At 44.7% G+C, this 17,383-nt stretch carries 17 protein-coding genes and 1 tRNA gene; 12 read left to right on the plus strand and 6 right to left on the minus strand.

Translation table 11 applies throughout. The features are described from left to right. The first annotated feature begins 18 nt into the window (after nt 1-18). A complete protein-coding gene (gene rep, locus ACGHAV_RS09225) occupies nt 19-2,034 on the plus strand; it encodes a DNA helicase Rep (protein ID WP_390379431.1) in 2,016 nt (671 codons plus the stop codon). A gap of 90 nt (nt 2,035-2,124) precedes the next feature. Here the strand turns inward: rep and ACGHAV_RS09230 are convergent, their stop codons facing one another. Next, a complete protein-coding gene (locus tag ACGHAV_RS09230; RefSeq protein ID WP_390379434.1) occupies nt 2,125-4,725 on the minus strand; it encodes an EAL domain-containing protein in 2,601 nt (866 codons plus the stop codon). Between the two features lie 106 nt (nt 4,726-4,831). Beyond that, nucleotides 4,832-5,239 (minus strand): c-type cytochrome, encoded by a 408-nt coding sequence (locus tag ACGHAV_RS09235; protein WP_334014697.1) that lies wholly within the window; start codon nt 5,237-5,239, stop codon nt 4,832-4,834. A 247-nt stretch (nt 5,240-5,486) separates the two neighbouring features. Between ACGHAV_RS09235 and ACGHAV_RS09240 the strand changes: the two genes are divergently transcribed. From ACGHAV_RS09240 to ACGHAV_RS09265, 6 genes are all read left to right on the plus strand, one after another. Beyond that, nucleotides 5,487-5,563, plus strand: a tRNA-Arg gene (locus ACGHAV_RS09240). 318 nt (nt 5,564-5,881) lie between these two features. Beyond that, nucleotides 5,882-8,119, plus strand: coding sequence for a TonB-dependent hemoglobin/transferrin/lactoferrin family receptor (locus tag ACGHAV_RS09245; RefSeq protein ID WP_390379438.1), 2,238 nt, complete (start codon nt 5,882-5,884; stop codon nt 8,117-8,119). 86 nt (nt 8,120-8,205) lie between these two features. Beyond that, on the plus strand, nt 8,206-9,105 hold the full coding sequence (locus tag ACGHAV_RS09250; protein WP_390379440.1) for a hemin ABC transporter substrate-binding protein: 900 nt from the start codon (nt 8,206-8,208) through the stop codon (nt 9,103-9,105). Next, a complete protein-coding gene (locus tag ACGHAV_RS09255; protein ID WP_390379443.1) occupies nt 9,102-10,205 on the plus strand; it encodes a FecCD family ABC transporter permease in 1,104 nt (367 codons plus the stop codon). The genes ACGHAV_RS09250 and ACGHAV_RS09255 overlap by 4 nt, the downstream gene beginning before the upstream one ends. A gap of 14 nt (nt 10,206-10,219) precedes the next feature. Next, the gene (locus ACGHAV_RS09260; protein ID WP_390379446.1) at nt 10,220-11,038 is read left to right on the plus strand and encodes a heme ABC transporter ATP-binding protein; all 819 of its coding nucleotides are present in this window, start codon (nt 10,220-10,222) and stop codon (nt 11,036-11,038) included. Next, nucleotides 11,016-11,744, plus strand: coding sequence for a HugZ family protein (locus ACGHAV_RS09265; protein WP_390379449.1), 729 nt, complete (start codon nt 11,016-11,018; stop codon nt 11,742-11,744). Before ACGHAV_RS09260 ends, ACGHAV_RS09265 begins: the two co-directional genes overlap by 23 nt. A gap of 75 nt (nt 11,745-11,819) precedes the next feature. Here the strand turns inward: ACGHAV_RS09265 and ACGHAV_RS09270 are convergent, their stop codons facing one another. Then, nucleotides 11,820-12,374, minus strand: a complete 555-nt coding sequence (locus ACGHAV_RS09270) for a DsrE family protein (RefSeq protein ID WP_390379452.1) — start codon at nt 12,372-12,374, stop codon at nt 11,820-11,822. 100 nt (nt 12,375-12,474) lie between these two features. Here ACGHAV_RS09270 and ACGHAV_RS09275 point away from each other — a divergent pair, with 100 nt between their 5' ends. Continuing rightward, the gene (locus tag ACGHAV_RS09275; protein ID WP_334014680.1) at nt 12,475-12,867 is read left to right on the plus strand and encodes an OsmC family protein; all 393 of its coding nucleotides are present in this window, start codon (nt 12,475-12,477) and stop codon (nt 12,865-12,867) included. Nucleotides 12,868-12,945: 78 nt separating this feature from the next. On the opposite strand, the gene ACGHAV_RS09280 is transcribed toward ACGHAV_RS09275, so the two are convergent. Continuing rightward, nucleotides 12,946-13,362, minus strand: a complete 417-nt coding sequence (locus tag ACGHAV_RS09280; RefSeq protein ID WP_390379456.1) for a DUF6691 family protein — start codon at nt 13,360-13,362, stop codon at nt 12,946-12,948. A gap of 17 nt (nt 13,363-13,379) precedes the next feature. Next, complete coding sequence (locus ACGHAV_RS09285) at nt 13,380-13,808, minus strand: YeeE/YedE family protein (RefSeq protein WP_390379459.1); 429 nt, start codon at nt 13,806-13,808, stop codon at nt 13,380-13,382. Between the two features lie 210 nt (nt 13,809-14,018). Between ACGHAV_RS09285 and ACGHAV_RS09290 the strand changes: the two genes are divergently transcribed. The 4 genes from ACGHAV_RS09290 (at nt 14,019) to ACGHAV_RS09305 (ending at nt 16,813) form a co-directional block, all read left to right on the plus strand. Beyond that, entirely contained in the window at nt 14,019-14,819 is an 801-nt protein-coding gene (locus ACGHAV_RS09290) for a sulfite exporter TauE/SafE family protein (RefSeq protein ID WP_390379462.1), read from the plus strand. A 9-nt stretch (nt 14,820-14,828) separates the two neighbouring features. Then, the gene (locus tag ACGHAV_RS09295) at nt 14,829-15,683 is read left to right on the plus strand and encodes an MBL fold metallo-hydrolase (protein WP_390379465.1); all 855 of its coding nucleotides are present in this window, start codon (nt 14,829-14,831) and stop codon (nt 15,681-15,683) included. An 11-nt stretch (nt 15,684-15,694) separates the two neighbouring features. Then, nucleotides 15,695-16,111, plus strand: a complete 417-nt coding sequence (locus ACGHAV_RS09300; RefSeq protein WP_390379468.1) for a TIGR01244 family sulfur transferase — start codon at nt 15,695-15,697, stop codon at nt 16,109-16,111. A 72-nt stretch (nt 16,112-16,183) separates the two neighbouring features. Continuing rightward, nucleotides 16,184-16,813, plus strand: a complete 630-nt coding sequence (locus tag ACGHAV_RS09305; RefSeq protein WP_390379471.1) for a hypothetical protein — start codon at nt 16,184-16,186, stop codon at nt 16,811-16,813. 60 nt (nt 16,814-16,873) lie between these two features. Here ACGHAV_RS09305 and ACGHAV_RS09310 read toward each other — a convergent pair whose 3' ends face one another. Next, nucleotides 16,874-17,122: a DUF2960 family protein gene (locus ACGHAV_RS09310; RefSeq protein WP_071950446.1), complete on the minus strand. Its 249-nt coding sequence runs from the start codon at nt 17,120-17,122 to the stop codon at nt 16,874-16,876. Nucleotides 17,123-17,383 lie beyond the last annotated feature (261 nt).

The following is a 17,383-nucleotide window of genomic DNA, read 5'->3' on the forward strand; positions in this document are numbered from 1 at the left end:
CGTTGTTTTAGGACCCCAATGAAACTAAATGAAGCTCAAGAATCTGCCGTCACTTTTGTATCAGGCCCATGCTTGGTATTAGCAGGTGCTGGAAGTGGTAAAACACGAGTTATCACCAACAAGATTGCACATTTAGTTAGAAACTGCGACATGCCAGCGCGCTACATTGCTGCGGTAACCTTTACCAATAAAGCGGCGCGTGAAATGAAAGAGCGTGTGGCGCAAACGCTAGGAAAACCAGAGGCCCGCGGTCTAAAAGTTTCTACCTTTCACACCTTAGGGTTAAATATTATTAAAGCGCACGTGAAAGACCTTGGCTTAAAGCCCGGCTTTTCGTTGTTTGATGATAAAGACTCAACGGCGCTGTTGAACGACCTTACTACCGATACCATCGATGGCGATAAAGATCAGCTTCAACTATTGCAAAGCTGCATATCTAACTGGAAGAACGATCTTATTCTTCCAGATGCGCTTTTAAAGCAGGCAAACAGTACAGGCGAGCGTGAATTTGCCGAAGCGTATAAGCGCTACCAAGACAACCTAAAAGCGTATAATGCGCTCGATTTCGACGACCTTATTTTATTGCCCACACTGTTGCTGAAGCACAACGAAGAAGCTCGTGCGAAATGGCAAAGCAAAATTCGCTACTTGCTAGTAGATGAATATCAAGACACCAATACCAGTCAGTACGAGCTAGTTAAACTGCTGGTGGGTGAACGTGCACGCTTTACCGTGGTAGGCGACGACGACCAGTCTATTTATTCATGGCGTGGCGCAAAACCACAGAACCTGCATTTGCTTCAGCAAGACTTCCCGCGCTTGAACGTAATTAAGCTTCAACAAAATTACCGTTCTTCAGGCCGCATACTGCATTGCGCAAATATTCTTATTCAAAACAACCCACATTTGTTCGACAAAACGCTTTTTTCTGAACTGCAATACGGTGAACCGCTTAAAGTCATTGAAGCCAAGAATGAAGAACATGAAGGCGAGCGGGTAGTGGCTGAATTGCTGGCGCATAAGTTTATGAATCGCACACAGTTTAAAGACTACGCCATTTTGTATCGCGGTAATCATCAAAGCCGTATTTTTGAAAAACTGCTTATGAGCAACCGCATTCCCTACAAAATTAGTGGTGGAATGAGCTTTTTTGGTCGTGCGGAAGTGAAGGACATCATGGCGTATTTGCGCTTGTTGGTGAACCAAGACGACGATAACGCCTTGTTGCGTATTATCAATACGCCAGGGCGCGGTATTGGACGCGCTACGTTAGAGAAGCTAGGTAATTTTGCTAACTCGCTGGGTGTGTCTATGTTCGAAGCTTCAACACACCCAAACTTAAACAGCGTACTGCCTGAAAAAGCCTTTCACGCTGTGTCTACGTTTTCACGCTGGGTAGTTGAGTTGTCTGACAATGCACAGCGTGGAAATACCGTAGACGCTGTACGCTCTATGATACGCACCATGGGCTATGAGGAGTGGCTTTACGAAACTAGCGCAAGCCCAAAGGCCGCTGAAATGGCTATGGCGAATGTAAGCACCTTGTTTGGTTGGGTGAATGACATGCTAGAAGGCAATGACTTAGACCAACCAATGACCCTCACTGAAGTAGTAAATCGTTTGATATTGCGCGATATGATGGAACGCGGTGAAGACGATGGGGAAGGGGACCAAGTACAGCTAATGACGTTACACGCTTCTAAAGGGCTCGAGTTTCCTATCGTGTTTCTCGTAGGAATGGAAGAGGGCTTGTTACCGCACCAAAGCAGCATAGATGAAGACAATGTAGAAGAAGAGCGAAGGCTTGCTTATGTTGGTATTACCCGGGCGCAGCGTGAACTTATTTTCAGCCTAGCGAAAGAGCGCAGACAGTTTGGTGAAGTCATACAGCCCGAACCAAGTCGCTTCTTATTTGAACTGCCAGCCGATGACGTACAGTGGGAAAATCAAAAGCCCAAAGCTACAAAAGAAGAGCGTCAGCAAAAAGCGCAAGTGGGTATTGCGAACCTACGAGATATACTGGGTAAAAAATAAACGTGGCCGTTTATTACTTCTGCATTCGCAGTGCTTGTGAGTGCTTACATACACTGTGAGTCAGGCTGGATAATTGCTATGGCGGAGGAGTTAGCTCGCAAGTTGCGTCATATCTAGCACTTTTGCGTGCTTTAATACCTTACCTTGGCCATAAACACACTCAATTTCATTAAGTGCTTCAAGCTGTGCGTTTGAATCTACACCTTCTGCAATTACTTGAAATTTCAAATGCTCAGAAATAAGCATTACAGACTGTATGAGTTTCAAATTACGCTGCGAACGTGGTAACGACTTAACAAACCTATGGTCAATTTTTATAAAGTCGAAGGGGTAAGCAAATAGGTAACTGAGTGATGCCAATCCACTACCAAAGTTATCAAGCACCAGGGTTACGCCCGCGCGTTTCAACTTTTTAATGGCAGGCAAAATAAACTGCGAACGACGATTTAAATCGTTTTCATCAAACTCGAAAACCAGCTGGCTTGGCGTAATTTCAGCGTTTTCGATTACGTCTATCATCTGGTTAACCATCGACGCCTGAAGTAAATGGTTTATCGACACATTTACAGCAATTTTATTTATCTTTTCATCGCTGTTTTCATAGTGCTTTAGTAGTTCGCACGCTTTAGTCAGCTGGAACAAGTCTAAGTCTAGCGTAAGGCCGCTGTGTTCAGCCACTTGCCTAAATTGCTCGCGCGCAATTTTGCCATACGCAGGATGGGACCAGCGAATATACATCTCTTTGTACAGCGTACTGTTGTCTTGAATGTTAACAACGGGCTGTAAGAAGTAGTCGAACTCTTCTTCGCGCAGTGCTCGCCTAAATTCATTCTCTAATTCAAGCTCTTCAATTAGGCGGTCACGCATGCTTTTATCAAACATAACGAAACGGCCGCGCCCCAGCGTTTTCGCTTGATACATAGCTGCATCGGCATCTCGAAGTACTTCATCTGCACTGCGGTAATACGTGTCTAGAGTCGCTATACCAATACTGGCGCCAGAATACATTTCGCGACCATCTAGCAAAAAAGGTTCAGAGATTGATTTGATAATACGGCCGGCGACTTCTTTAACATCGGCAGCATCTTCAAAGTTATCAAGTAACACCACAAACTCATCACCGCCTAACCTTGCTAATAAGTCATGGCCACGAATACAAAGTGTAATGCGACGTGCCACTTCAATAAGGAATTCATCACCAGCATGATGGCCTAGTGTGTCGTTAATTACTTTGAAACGGTCTAAGTCGATAAACAGCACGGCAAACATGTTTTCGCTGTAGCGCTGCTTGCTGGCAATGGCTAGCTCTAAGCGGCTGGTGAACATTGCACGATTAGGCAGGTCGGTTAGCGAGTCGTGGTGAGCGTCGTGAATAAGCTTAAGCTCTATTTCTTTACGCTCTTCAATTTGCTGTTTTAGAAACTTGTTGGCGCGATCTAATTCTGCAGTGCGCTCTGTAACGCGTGTTTCTAGCTGCATGTTGTAACGCTGCATCGACTCAGTATTGCGTTTGCGCTCTATAGCTACTGCAATATGGTGCGATACAAAGCGAAGCAGCTCTTTGTCTTTAGACGTGTATTTCGCGTGTCTGCCGTACGTTTGAACAGCAATAACACCTGCAATTTCACCGTCAACAACAAGCGGTGATCCAAGCCAAGAATTAGCGCTGTTAAGCATGGTTTGCGCAACCGATACGTCAATTTCGCCTAGTTCAGCCAGCTCTAATACCCGCGGCGGGTTTAGTAGTTCCGCTTGTCCAGTTCTTAGTACAAGCTCTGTTAAACCAAGCCCAAGTGGTCTTGGTTTAGCCTCTTCTTGCATGCTGTCGCTAAAGTACGGGAACTCAAGCAGGCTATTTTCTTTGTCTAAAATAGCAATGTAGCAGTTGGGTGCGCTTATCAGCCGCGCCAAAATTTCATGCAGGCTGGAATAAAACGTACGCATGTCGCCTTCAAGCGTGGCGGCTAGTTCCGATATTTCAAACAATGCTTGTTGTAGCGACTCTACTTTCTGGCGCTCTAAAATTTCTTCTTGAAGGTCGTCATTTATCTTTCGCAGCTGACGCGTGCGCTCGCGAATGGTGCGCTCTGTAAGCTCTCGGTTTTTTACACGGTCAACAGTGGTAACAATATGTTGCGAAACGAATAGCAGTACTTCTAAGTCTTCCTGCGTGTAGTGAATACCTTCATCGTAGGTTTGAACTACCATGGCACCAATCACCTGGCTGCCACGTTTTAAAGGAACGCCTAACAACTCGTAAGGTTGCGAACCTACAAGTTTAACGTTGTTTTCTGTAGCAAAAAGCTCTTCATCTTCGCGTTTGTAAAAAAGGTGATTACCCGTTCTTAGAATGTAACCAGTTAGGCCATCCATTAACTGATCGGCGGGTAACTGCTGAACCGTCTGTTCGTCAAATTCGTCAACAAAGTAAGCAAAATCGACAATGTTGTTTTCAGGTTCGTAGAAAGCAACAAAGAAATTATCGGCATTTAAGAATTCACCAATAATTTCATGAATAGCAGAGTAAAGGCGGTTTAGATGACTTACAGAACTGGCAAGCTCAGAAATATCAAAAAGCGCCTTTTGAACACGTTCAGCGCGCTTATATTTTTCTGTAAGTTGTTGAAGCTGTGGTATTAATTCCCTCAGTTCCTCTTCAGTCAACTCATGTTGCGTTGAATCAGATGACATTCCGTTCGCCGATATAAAAAAAGTAACGTTACCCCAGCGAGCTAAGTTACCCGATTAGCTGGAGAAACGCTACTTTTTCAAGCAACATAGTGCATGTTAGATGGCGTTAGATACCTTCAATCATGTACTCAATTGCTGCTTTAATTTCTTCGTCGGTACAGTTACCGCACGTACCACGAGCTGGCATAGCGTTGATACCGTTAAGGGCATTCTGCCATACACCGTCAAGGCCACGGTCGTCCAAGCGTGGTTGCCAGTCGGCTGCTACTTGAAGCTTAGGTGCGCCAAGTACACCTGCTGCGTGACATGCCACACATGCAGAGTTGTAAACGTCTTCACCCGACTTTGCACCGCCAGCTGCAGCTGCGTTACCTGCTGGCGCTGCGCCTGCTACGTGAACCTGACCCGATGGCTTAATGCGATCAGCAATTTCATCGTTACTCATTTCTTGTGCTTGTGCTGCAAAAACGGTTAGCGCAGTAGCAGCAACAGTTAACCAAGTCTTTAATTTCACATCTGTCTCCAGGCAATGATGAATTTGTATAAAATATAACTGGCCAGATTATAACGGTAAATTGGGACTGGACAACTATTTGAGGCTAATTACATAGAAAAAGTAGGGATTTTTAATAATGTGTAATAACCCCAGCCATAAGATTTTCATAAAAAAGTTGCTGACAGCCCATGGCCTAAGTATCATTACGCCCCGTTAGCAGAACGCGTTTATTAGCGTATTTTCATCTTTGTAAACATCAATCTACGCACCCGTAGCTCAGCTGGATAGAGCGTTGCCCTCCGGAGGCAAAGGTCGCGCGTTCGAATCGCGCCGGGTGTGCCATTATCCAAATTTTTCACTTTTTTTCAGCCTAATGCCTTCGTTGGTAACTTTCTTGTGCCTTAAAAATTAAACTTTGTTCATAACTCTGCTTGTAGGTCATTGTTTATATGGCGTTTGTTGGCGGCGTAAATCCTCTATATACGGCTTGCTGTCAGCGTTTAAAAACCTAAAAACTCACACTAATCATTTCTGCATACCCACAGTTCACCAATAAAAAGTTTATTAAGGCTATTTGAATACCCGAAAACTTCGTGCTAATTTAATGCAAATAATAATGGTTCTCATTTGCATCCTCATTAGTTGTAGGGTTAAACACATATGAAATTTTCTAAAATCGCACTCGCTTTAATCGTTTCCGGCCTTAGTTCAGCCTCAATTGCAGAAACATTCGAAGATACTAACTTCGAACAAATCACCGTTACTTCCTCTCGTTTCGATACCGACATAGATGAAATAGCCTCTAGCGTAAGCGTTATCGATTCTGAACAAATGGATAAAATGGTAGCAACCGACATTCGTGATTTAGTGCGATTTGAACCTGGGGTAGTTGTTGAAGGTGGCGGGCGCTTTGGTTTGTCTGGCTTCAACATTCGGGGTATTAATGCCGACCGAGTTTTAATGCTACTTGATGGTGCGCCTATTGCTGATGAGTTCAGTTTTGGCCCCGGGTTGTCTGCTCGCCGCGACTTCATTGATGTAGATATGATAGATCGCGTTGAGATAATTAGAGGCCCCGCATCCACATTGTATGGAAGCGACGCAATTGGTGGAGTGGTATCGTTTATTAGTAAAGATCCTAACCAGCTTCTAGATGACAACGAGCAAATGGGCGGTCGAGTAAAAGTTGGTTATGCGTCTGTTGCTAATGAGTGGATGACCAATGCGCAGCTATATGGCAAAAACGGCGATTGGCAATGGCTTTTAAACGCCACCGCACGAAACGGTTCTGAAACAGAAAACTATTTTGACGGCGAAGGCACAGGCCTTGAGCGTAACGCCACAAACCCACAAGACAATGCAACAGAAAGCGCGCAGCTTAAACTTATCTATCAACCAAACGAAGCACACCGACTAGAGTTCCTTGCCGACTACCTGCAAGGCGAAACCGAAACAAACGTATTGTCGCAAGTCGACACTTTTGTACGAGGTGTACGCATTACCGAAAGTCGCGGTATTGATGAACGTGACAGAACACGCCTTCAATTAAACCACACATATCGCAACGAAACAGCGTTGTTCGATAAGGTGCTTACGCGTTTGTATTGGCAAGAAACAGATAACGTTCAAGCAACGCGTGAAGGGCGCTTCGGTGCTGCATCAAGGCAAGAGCCAACACCTGTGCAGTTAGGCAGAACCCGTGATAGTGAATTCAACCAAACGGTTGAAGGCATAATTGCGCAGCTGGACAAACAGTTCACTACAGGAGATGTGAAACACCACCTTATTTACGGCAGCGAGCTTCAATATACCAACAGTGAAGCGCTGCGAGAAGGCACAACGTTTGTGGCCGAAACTGGCGCCATAGTGCCTGAGTTCTCGGTATTCCCTGCAAGAGACTTTCCTATTTCAAAAGCAAGAGAGCTGTCGTTTTTCGTTCAAGACGAAATCTCGCTGCTAGACGGTAAACTTACGCTAAGCCCTGGTGTGCGCTACGACGAATTTAAGCTAACCCCTTATCCAGACGAAATCTTCATTAACGCGAACCCAGGTGTAGAGGCAGTGCCTTTCGATGATTCGCAGGTGTCTTTAAAACTGGGCGCGGTATACGACTTAAACGAAACTACCAATGTATGGTTGCAGTACGCAGAAGGGTTTCGCATTCCACCTTTCGATGACTTAAACGTAGGCTTTACCAACTTTGCTGGTGGCTACACGTCACTACCTAACCCAAACCTAAAACCAGAAAGTGTTGAAAGTTGGGAAGTAGGGGTTAGACAACGCCTTGACGCAGTAAAGTGGAGCGTTAGTGCTTATCACAACAACTACGACAACTTCATCGAATCTAGAGCTACGGTTGGCTTCAACCCTGTTACTCAGTTACTTGAGTTTCAAGCCACTAACCGCGACTCGGTGGTTATTGAAGGTATTGATGCACAAGCTACTTGGTTCTTAGGCGAATCTTTCTCGGGCTTAAACGGCTGGGAGCTACAAGGCGCATTAACATGGTTAGACAGCGAAGATGAAGCCACGGGTCAAGAAATTGAATCAATTTTGCCACCGCAAGCGGTAGTGGGCATAGGTTATACCGACAGCAACGACATTTGGTCAGTTGAGCTTATCGGTACATTCGTACAGCGCTTCGATTCACAAAATCAGCCTGAAGACCCTACTGAACCTCGACTATTTGAAGCACCCGGATACGCGCAATTCGACCTGCTAGCCAACTACAACGTTAGCGAAGACCTTACGGTAAATCTGGGCATCTTCAATATTTTCGACCGCAAAAGCTGGAGCGGAACTGAGGTACGCGGTTTAGACGTAAGCGATGCAACAAACGTCAACTTCCTTACTCAACCGGGCATTAACGCGGCGGTGAATGCAACTTATTCATTCTAATTACGTGCAGTAAACACCTGCGCTGCCTGTTAGGGCGGCACAGGTGTAACTAAGCGCCTATTTAGCCTTTATCAGGAGCTAGGTTTATGAAAAAACAGCAGCTACTTTTCTACACTTTTATTGGTTTGCTTTTTACGTTTAGCGCGCATACCAGCGCTAACAAAATCAAAACAGCAACACCCGATTCGAAAGAGCTCAGAGCAGAAGAAAATACACACCGTCAAAAGCTAATTACTGCAGGCGGCACTATTACGGAAATTGTGTTTGCTTTAGGAGCCGGAGAGCACGTTATTGCCGTAGACCAGTCAAGCCAGTATCCCGAAGCAATAAAGCAGCTGCCAATGGTGGGCTATTACCGAGAGCTTGCTGCCGAAGGCGTGCTGTCTTTTACACCTGATAAAATATTGGCCATTGAAGGTGTTGGTAGAGAAGAGGTAATTAAACAAATAGAAAGTACCGGTGTACAGGTAGTTGTTTACAACAAGCCCACCAGTACCGATGGGCTTGTAGCGTTAATAAAACAGCTTGGCGATGATCTTGGAAAAGCGGAGCAAGCAGAACAGCTTATTGCCAAGTTTAATGCATCCCTGCCTAGTGAAACTACCAACAATACACCGTCAGCTAAAGCTGTATTTCTGTTGTCGGCGTCAGATCGCGGCCTAATTGCGGCAGGTACAGAAACGGTTCCTCAATTAATTTTCAACTACGCTGGAATTCAAAACATAGCGGCGAAGCACACTGGGTTTAAGGGCATTAATAATGAAGCGTTGGCATTACAACAGCCAGACTTCTTAGTAGCACCGCGTCATGTAGTTATGGGTGCAGGCGGTAAGGAAAAGTTCTGCCAAAGCCCAAACCTGTCACTGCTTAAAGCTGCGCAGCAATGCAAGCTATTGGTAATGGACTCGCTTCAGTCTTTAGGCATGACACCAAGGCTGGCAGACGCCATCGCTTCCGTTAAAAACTATCAGCTTGAAAACCTATGAACACGTTAACTCTTTCAGCACGGTCACAGCGGCAAACTATTCAGCGCAGCTGGTTTGAAAGTCATCAACGAAAAGTTGGGTTTTGGCTAGCAGGCTTAGTGGTTTTATTGCTTTTAGCTAGTGTGGCGTCGTTAAGCTTTGGGCCTGCAGGGTGGGATCTTCGCTTTGCTATAGCTTGGGCGTTGCCCGACAGTTGGCACACTATTAGTCAGCTGCAACTAAACATCATAAGTGAAATACGTTTACCCAGACTGTGCCTAGGCATGTTAATAGGCGCAGTACTTGCTCAAACAGGTGCTGCTACGCAGGCGCTATGTAGAAACCCGTTGGCCGACCCATCTGTTATTGGCGTTAGTTCAGGTGCGGCTGTTATGGCGGTTGGCATGATTGCGCTTGGCCCTTTACTGCAAACGCAGTTTGGTATTAAAGCCGAGCTGCTACTTCCCTATGCAGCTTTCACAGGTGCACTTATAGCAACACTTTTGGTGTATCAGTTCGCTAAAAGCGACCAAGGTGTGCAGGTTACGTCACTTATTCTGGTTGGCGTTGCAATGAATGCGCTTGGGTTCGCACTTATCGGCTTATTAAGCTTCTACTCAGACGACAGTTCGCTGCGATTAATTAACTACTGGACCATGGGGTCGTTGGCGGGCGCTAATTGGTCATCGCTGATTGAAGCTATGCCATTGCTGCTTTTAAGTTTATTAGGGCTATGGAGTAAAAGGCATCAGATGAGCCTACTGCTACTTGGCGAATCAGAAGCCAAATACATGGGCGTAAATATAAAGCACCTAAAAAACCAAATTGTTGTTTTTGCTGCCATTGGTGTTGGGGCCGCGGTGGCATTAACAGGGTTAGTTGGCTTTCTTGGCCTTGTTATTCCGCATCTTTCCCGCCTACTGGTGGGCGCAAATCTTAAATACATGATGCCTGTAAGCATGCTGCTAGGGGCGCTTGTGCTGTTGGCTTCAGACTGGATTGCCAGAATTATTGTTACGCCTGCCGAGCTGCCTATAGGAATAGTAACGGCCATCATCGGCGCGCCAGTATTTATTTGGATGCTAAGACGCCAACTAATGCCAAGCCGCGGCAGTCATTAATTAGGAAGGTAAACATGGAAAACATACTTTCACTTAATGAAATAACAGTAAAGCGCGGTCATAGGCGTGTGCTTAACAACATAAGCTGTCAAATTCGAGCGGGCAAGTTGGTGGTGTTGGTAGGTGAAAATGGCGCGGGTAAATCAACGCTAATTCACACAATGGCAGGCAACCTAAAGTACAAAGGCGAACTTGCCTTTAAAGGTAAGCGGGTAAGCGAGTGGGGTGACACTGAGCTAGCAAAAGTGCGCGCTGTAATGACACAGCAAAACGCGCTGAACTTTCAGCTAGGTGTGCCTGAACTTATTGCTATGGGGCGCTTCGCTATTGCCGAGCCAGAACAGCAAAAGCAGCAGCGGGTGGCCGAATACGTAAACCACCTCAACTTACAAAAGTTAGCCAACAGACACACAGGCCAACTTTCAGGAGGAGAGCTTCAACGCGTAAACATTGCCCGTTGTTTTGCTCAACTCGATGCTTTTAACAGTGAAAATGAAAGTAAATTGCTGCTGCTTGACGAGCCAACATCGGCATTAGATCTCAATTTCCAACATCATTTAATGCAGTTGGTACGCAAGTTTACCAGCACGGGCAATACCGCCATTGTCGCCATTCACGATTTAAACCTTGCTTCACTGTATGCCGACGAAGTGCTGCTACTAAGCGGTGGCGAGCTTATCAATTACGGCCCTAAAAGCGACGTACTTACACCAGAATTCTTAGAGCCTGTGTATCGCACTAACATGCATATACAGCCTCACCCAGACCTACAAATACCAATGATATTTTCTCAACCCAAGGAGCTCCTTAATGAGAACGCAAGCATTAACTGACGCAAAAGCATTACTTCGCGCTTGTGAAACGGGCGTTATTTCAACCATTTCATACAACCTGCGTGGGTACCCGTTTGGGTCGGTTTCCCCGTTTATTAGCTGCAGCGAAGGTAAGTTGTATTTCTACATAAGCGATATTGCGCAGCATGCTAAAAATTTAGAAAAAGACAGCCGCATGAGCCTAACGGTGTTCCATCAAGCAGAAGAGGGCGATCAAAATGCACATGGCCGTGTAACCCTAGTAGGTGACGCTACACCACTTAAAGGCGATAAAGCAGCAGAAGTGCTTGAGCAATACGTACTGCGTTTCCCTGAAGCAGAGGGGTACAAAAAAGCCCACGACTTCAAGGTTTGGCAAATGGATATTACTCGTGTTCGCTTTATCGGAGGCTTCGGCAAAATATTCTGGTTAGAACAACAAGAGTGGAATGCCCCGGCGAGCCCTTGGGACTTTTCTTCTGAAAAGAACATGATTGAGCACATGAACGACGACCATCAAGACGCAATGAGCTTAATTCTTGCGCACCACCACGGTGTAGAAGACGAAACACCTACGATGACAGGCGTAGTTACCGACGGCTTTTATATTCGCTCGAAAGACAAAAACTATTATGTGCCCTTTGAAAATGTGTGCAGCAAACAAGAAGATGTACGTATGGAGCTAGTAAGGCTAACCAACCGCGCAAGAAAAGCACAGGCTGCTTAGCACTTAAGTAATTAGCAATAGAAAAAGCGCTGCGTTAAGCATTTATAAATGCAGCGCTCTTTATTAGATAAACGCTTAAAATGGATTAACGGTGTAACCTTTTTGTTGCAGAAGTGCATGGGCGGTCATTGCTGACAATTGCATTTCAACGCCCTCTATTAGCTGACTACTTTTCACCGCATTAGCAGCAGCGCTTTGGCCGCAAACTATAACCTGTACATTGTTCTCCTGAAGGGCTTTGATTAGCGGCTCGTTCGGGTTTGAAGCGTTGTATTTTGCCCTGTACGACGCCTCATTTAATAAATCTAACGTCGCCTTCCCATGAACCACTAGCGCCAAACGAATATTTTCTTTTTTAACCCCGGCTGCCGCATGCATGTTAATAAAACGAGCAAGGCTTTCAAATTTTCTGTTTAACGTTGCTGTCCCGCCGGTACTTGCAACATCAAACGCTACTTTAAATTCACTTTCCTCACTTACAGAGTGATTTGGTACAGGCGCATGTTTGCCAAAGTTGCTAATTACAGGCCCATAGTTAAATGCCGACATCTGTGCGCTAACAGACAAAGAAAAGCCAAATAGAGTAATGAAGCAACAAACTGCAAGGTTTATATTTTTTACGTTAAACATAATGTGTATTCTCACTATTATTTTATGTTGACGTCAGATAGCACTTTTTAACACTATCAATATATCGTCAAAAACCTTTTTCGAATACAAGGCTACCGTAATGAAAATAGATATCGCCCTTTTAGACGGACAAAAATTACAGGCCAGTTTTGGCAAGCACCAAATAATCAGCGACCAAAGTGTATCTGCAGGTGGTGACGAAGCTTACCCTGAGCCCTTCGACTATTTCTTAGCTAGCATGCCGTTGTGCGCAGCGTTTTATATTCGCAAGTTTTGCGAAGCCAGAGACATTAGCACTGATGGTATTAGCCTTAGCCAAGAACACACTACAGTGGGCGAGGATAAATACAAAAAAGCGTTTTCAATTAAAGTGACGCTGCCAGAAAATTTTCCAGAAAAATATAAAAAGCCACTTCTAGCCGCTGCCAACAGTTGTACGGTTAAAAAAGTAATTCAAGCAATGCCTGAGTTCGATATTCAAATTGAAGAGTAGTTTGCTTTAGTCTGTCACTTGTAAACAAAAGCGCTGCTTAGGTCAGCGCTTTAAATAGCACGAAAAATAGCGTGTTTATCACTTTTTAGCGGTTACAAAATGCTGTGCAAGCATGCCCACTACCATCGCACCCACAAACAAAAGAACGTCTGACTGCAGCGATGCAATAGCCACTACCGCAGGACCCGGGCAAAAACCGCTAATTCCCCAGCCAATACCAAACATGGCTGAACCTGTAATAAGCTTTGAATCGATAACCTTGCTAGTGGGGATATCGAAGTTATCGGCAAATAAAGGTTTATTGCGTTTGCGAACCCAGTAGATCCCCGGTGCGGCAATGGCTATAGCGCCGCCCATTACAAAGGCCAATGTGGCATCCCAATTTGTGCTGAAATCTAAAAAATTTAAAACGCGGGCAGGGTTACTCATGCCAGACACAATCAAACCAAAACCGAACAAAAGCCCACTTAGTAACGATGCAATAATTACGTTCATCAATAGTGCTCCTGTTTTTAAAAGTGTCTGATTAGGTTGGTAGTAATGATAGCTGCAGCCATAAACGTAAGTGTTGCCACTATCGAGCGTTTAGACAGTCTAGAAAGGCCCGCCACACCATGGCCAGACGTGCACCCTGAACCAAGGCGAGTACCAAAGCCAACTAACAAACCCGCTACCACTAAATAGCCTGAACTCATTTGCGTTTGTACCTGCAAAGCGCCGGTAAACACAATGTATAAAACGGCCGATAACACAATGCCCACAAGAAACGCCAGCCGCCAAAATCGCTCAGTGCCTTTTTGAGTTATTGCGCCTGCTGCTATACCCGAGATGCCGGCAATACGGCCAAGCGTAAGTAGAAGTAGCACTACAGACAAACCTATTAGCAGCCCACCGAGCAAGCCGGCTAAAGGTTCAAACGGTGTTGTTGTCCAGTTTTCCAATTTTCTCTCCTATACCTTGTGCAATGCCAAATGAAACAAAAACCTCAAACGAAAAATTAATTAAGCTCATGATTTAATTGGTTTTTGTTGTTAATTTCTTGAGTAAATATTTCAAATGTAACAGCGGCATTAAATGTAACGCTTATATTTAAGATGTACATTAAAATAAATTTTGTTATATGATATATCAAAATGAAATATGGTGTCGACATGATTTTTCTTGGTTACATTGCCGCGGTATTAATGGGAGTCGTTTTAGGCGTGATAGGCGGTGGCGGCTCTATTCTTACCGTTCCTATTCTGGTTTATTTAATGGGCGTTTCACCAAATATTGCTACTGGCTACTCGTTACTTATTGTGGGGGCAACTGCGGCGTTCGGTGCAGTAAGGTACTACAGAGAAGGCTTAGTTGACGTAAAAGCATCTATTCTGTTTGCGGTACCCTCTATCGTTGCTGTGTATATGTCGCGGGCTTATTTAATGCCGGCCATTCCTGAAACTGTGTCTTTTCAATCGCTAACTATAGAGAAAAATCTAATCATTATGGTGCTTTTTGCCACGCTGATGCTGGCCTCGGCAACCATGATGTTGAAAAAGGCCTATAGCAAATCGGTATCCAAAACCAAGATTATTCAAAACAAGCAACCTAGCATTGGGCTGATAATCATTGAAGGCGCAGCAATTGGCGTAATTACCGGCATACTGGGTGCCGGCGGGGGCTTCCTGATCATACCCGCTTTGGTTCTTTTTCTGGGGATGCCTATGAAAAACGCGGTGGGAGCGTCGTTATTCATCATTGCTTTGAAATCGTTGCTTGGCTTTGTTGGCGATTTACAAACCGGTATTCAACTGCAGATGCCTTTACTACCACTTATGTTGGCGGCCACGTTTCTTGGAATGGCTGTGTCTACCAAGGTAGCAGGAAAACTAGACGGTGCAGCGCTGCAGAAATTCTTCGCATTTTTCACCCTAGCCATTGCCATTTTTATCATGTTCAAAGAGCTTATTTAGGAAAACCTTATGAACGTTGAAACTTTCTACGATGACCAAACATCCACGTTTACCTATGTGCTATTCGATCCCATTTCGAAAGAAAGTGCTGTAATAGACTCGGTTGCCGACTTTGATATTTTTTCAGGTCGCGCATCAACAGAAAATGCCGACAAGGTAATCAACTTTATTACCCAAAATCAGCTAACCAATAAGTGGATATTAGAAACCCACGTACATGCCGACCACATAACTGCGGCACACTACTTAAAGGCTAAAATTGGCGGAAAAATTGGCATTGGCTCGGGTATAAAAACGGTAATTGATATGTGGGTTGATATATTCGAAACGTCGAACGATACGCCGCGCGATGGTAGTCAATTCGACGTGTTGTTTGAAGAAGGTGACACGTTCAATATTGGTCGCTTTGACGTATGTGTATGGCATACACCTGGGCATACCCCCGCCTGCGCCAGCTATTTGGTAGATGGCAAAGCCTTCGTTGGCGATACTATATTTGCCCCTAACCTTGGTACCGCGCGCTGCGACTTTCCAGGGGGCAGTGCTGAGCAGCTATACAATACTATACAGCGCCTATTTACGCTTCCCGATGATACAACGGTGTACCTTGCCCACGATTACCCAAAAGACGGTGCTGCCCCCCAATCAACGGTATCAATAAAAGAGGCGAAGGAAACAAACGCGCAAATTCGCCCGGAAGTCACCCTTCAAGAGTATGTGGAAAAACGCGAAGCAAGAGACGCAACGCTTGCGGTACCCAAATTACTTCTACCCTCAATACAAGCAAACCTTCGAAACGGCCAATTTGGTTCGCCCTCTGAAGGTGGTAAGCAGTTCATTAAAATCCCTGTAAATACCATTTAAAGAGGTGGGAAATGCAATACGCTAACGTAACACAACAGCTATCTGTTGGCCCTCAAGTATCAGTTGAAGACATTGAGGCAATTCAAGCAGCAGGTTTTAAATCAATTATTTGTAATCGCCCCGACGGTGAAGGAGCAGATCAGCCTGATTTTGCTGAAATAGAAGCTAAAGCATTGTCACTTGGTTTGTCGTGCATATATCAGCCGGTGGTAAGCGGTAAAATAACGCCAGACGATGCAATAACGTTTGAGGCCAACCTACAAAAACTAGACGCCCCGGTGCTTGCTTACTGCCGTACTGGTACACGTTGCATTACCTTATGGGCTATGACGGCTAGTAAAACCCTTTCTTATGAGGCAATACTTAGTATTTCACAAAAGGCGGGATACGATTTAAGCGGGGCATTGTTGCAAGTAAAACCCGCATAATTCACTTTTTTAGACAGCTAACTGTGTTAACGTGGCCAGCACTAAGGGCTTCCAAGTTATAACGAAAGGCGCATGTCTGTAAGGAATTATCAAAAGTTTTACAAGCCTCTTCATGCAAAGCATTCTGCCGACTTTGGCCGCTGTATTTACTGCGGCTGTGAGGCAGCGAGGCAAGACTATATTCCACCCATAAAATTCATTCACGACTGGCGAGACGGAAATCGTGAAGCCGACTTTATTTCTGTGCCAGCGTGTAATGAATGTACTGACCTTTTAAAAAATGAAAACAACAGTACGCTAGGGCAAAGGCAAAGCGTACTAAAAAGAAAATTAGCCGAGAAATACAGCAAAGCCATAAGGGTGTTTAACCACTGGAGCATAGAAGAAATTGAAGAAATGGATGCGGCGTTTCAAGTAAGCCTTAAAGGCGGAATGCGATTAGGTAAAGAAACACTAACAAGAATTGGTTTTCCCGGTTTCGATTATGAAGTAGATGGCAGCTTTATACGCGCTGCACTACCACAGCAGGAAGTGTTTACGGTTTTTGGAGAAGAGTTCGATAGTTTTAGAGAAGCACTGGCGTTTGCTAGCAGTGCCTACCAAATAAAGAAAAGCCGACTAAGCCAGCTTTATTTCGATAACGATGAAAGCTTTGATAGAGCGATTGAGGTTTTTCATGGGTTGGTTGAGGGTAACCAATAAGAACTTAATTGATGGTTTTGCGCCCCGAAGTCAGAGGTTCGAACCCTATCGGGGCCACCATTATTCTTGGCCGTTTTTTAAGAAGTACAAGTCAGAAAACCCCATTTTTACGAACTCGGTATCTCTGAAGTTTCTTACGGTTTTTTTGTCTTTGCTGATAGCGGCAAGTTGCTGTTCAGTTTGAAGGAACTGGGAAAGGTCTATTCCTTCAGCATCGGCCACGGCTTCATGCATATTTTGATGGCGGCTGTAAGAGAAATTTATCTCTTTTGCCACACCTTTAAACTTATAACGTACTTTATGGGCCATGTTCTACTCACGTTGGTCGATGTAATTCAAAAACTGTTTAACCGCTATTATAAACTTAATTAGTGCTAATAATTAGCGTGTTAAAAAAGTGGGTGGCAAAACCACAGTGCAAGGTGTTTGAAGTATTCGATGAAGAATTTAGTCGTTTTAAAGAAGCGCTGACCTTTGCCTGCACTACTTAAAGAATAAAGAAAAGCCGACTAAGCTGGCTTTATTTCAACAATGATGGAAGCTTTGATAGGGCGATTGAGGTTTTTCATA

It is taken from the genome of Alteromonas sp. MTD1, assembly GCF_042848195.1.
Classification (GTDB): domain Bacteria; phylum Pseudomonadota; class Gammaproteobacteria; order Enterobacterales; family Alteromonadaceae; genus Alteromonas.